This window comes from Arthrobacter sp. HMWF013 (assembly GCF_003061105.1).
GTDB lineage: Bacteria > Actinomycetota > Actinomycetes > Actinomycetales > Micrococcaceae > Arthrobacter.
On sequence record NZ_QAIQ01000089.1, the window covers coordinates 1 to 1,400 of the forward strand.

At 66.5% G+C, this 1,400-nt stretch carries 3 protein-coding genes; 1 reads left to right on the forward strand and 2 read right to left on the reverse strand.

What is annotated here, in order from left to right; genetic code table 11:
- Positions 1–301, forward strand: a 301-nt coding sequence (locus DBR22_RS04130) for a Gmad2 immunoglobulin-like domain-containing protein (RefSeq protein WP_308810179.1), incomplete at its 5' end; no start/stop codon positions are given.
- Here the strand turns inward: DBR22_RS04130 and DBR22_RS04135 are convergent.
- On the reverse strand, positions 288–1,070 hold the full coding sequence (locus tag DBR22_RS04135) for a 16S rRNA (uracil(1498)-N(3))-methyltransferase (RefSeq protein ID WP_108597913.1): 783 nt from the start codon (positions 1,068–1,070) through the stop codon (positions 288–290). The genes DBR22_RS04130 and DBR22_RS04135 overlap by 14 nt on opposite strands.
- Positions 1,071–1,072: 2 nt before the next feature.
- Positions 1,073–1,400: DnaJ C-terminal domain-containing protein (locus tag DBR22_RS04140; protein ID WP_308810180.1), on the reverse strand; the 328-nt coding region annotated here is incomplete at its 5' end.

Here is a 1,400-nt window from a genome sequence, read left to right on the forward strand (position 1 = left end):
GGTGTGGATCATTGATCCGCAGGAAAGCACAACCATCGCGGGCGGCAGCGTCAAGATCAACGGCCGCAGTACCATTGCGGGCGGCAAGCTCGGCTGGCAGATCCAGAGGGTGGAAGGAAATGGCGACAAAGCGCCGTACCTGACCGGGGAGACCACGGCCGGTACCGAAGCAGCCCAGTCGGGCCTGTTCACGCTTGCCCTCAATCTTTCCTCGGGCAACTATGAACTCCGGGTCTCGCAGGTGGACAACGCCACCGGCCAGGAGCTTAACGTGGACACCAGGAACTTTACTGTCGGGTAGTGCTCCAACGGCCCAGAACGTCGCTGGCCAGAACCACCGCGGCGGGCCCGGCTGTGGAGGACCGGAGGACGTGGTGCCCCAGCAGCGCCGTCACAGCGCCGGCGTCGCAGAGCTTGGTGACTTCGCGGGGACTGATGCCTCCCTCCGGGCCGACGATCAGCAGGATTTCCAGCGGACCGTGCCCGGGCTCCGTGGCTTGCCACCCTTCCAGGACGGACCGAAGCGGCCGCACGGCGTCTTCATGGAGGATCACAGCCAGGTCAGAGGCCGCAACGGCGGCGGCAAGGCCAGGGGTCTCGACGGCGGCACGCACTTCAGGAATCCACGCACGGCGCGCCTGTTTAGCGGCGGCCGTGACCACCGACTGCCATTTGGCATGCGCCTTGGCGGCCCGCTCACCCTTCCACCGCACAATGGACCGCTCCGACTGCCAGGGGATCACGGCGTCGATCCCTAATTCCGTCGCCGTTTCAACGGCCAGTTCGTCCCGGTCACCCTTGGCCAGGGCCTGGACCAGCACCAGCCTGATTCCGGGCTGCTCTTCGACGGCAAGTGTGGCGCATTCCACGGCCAGTTCGGATGGGGACGCGGAGACAACAGTTCCGGTCAGCCGTTTCCCGGCACCGTCGGCGATGTCAACGGGTTCCCCCGGGGCGAGCCGCTTCACGGCCACCGCATGGCGGGCTTCCGGGCCCTCCAGGACAAACAGGGCGCCGGGCGCCATGGTGTCCAGGGCGCCGGCACCACTGAAGAAGACGGGATTGCTCACCGCTACAGGTTACCGAACCGGTCCCGCAGCTTCGCGAACACACCGCCGCTGACGGCCAGCTTGCCCTCGGTGAACTGTTCTCCGCGCAGCTTGGCCAGCTGCCTGAGGAGATCCTCCTGGGCGGCATCGAGTTTCGCCGGAGTCTCCACCTGGAGGTGCACCATCAGGTCGCCGCGGCCATACCCGCGCAGGTGGGTCACACCCAGGCCGCGGAGCGTGATGATCTCCCCTGACTGGGTCCCGGCCTTCACATCGATTTCCTGGAGCCCGTCGAAGGTCTCCAGTGAAAGCTCAGTGCCCAGGGCGGCCGCGGTCATCGGAATATTGAGG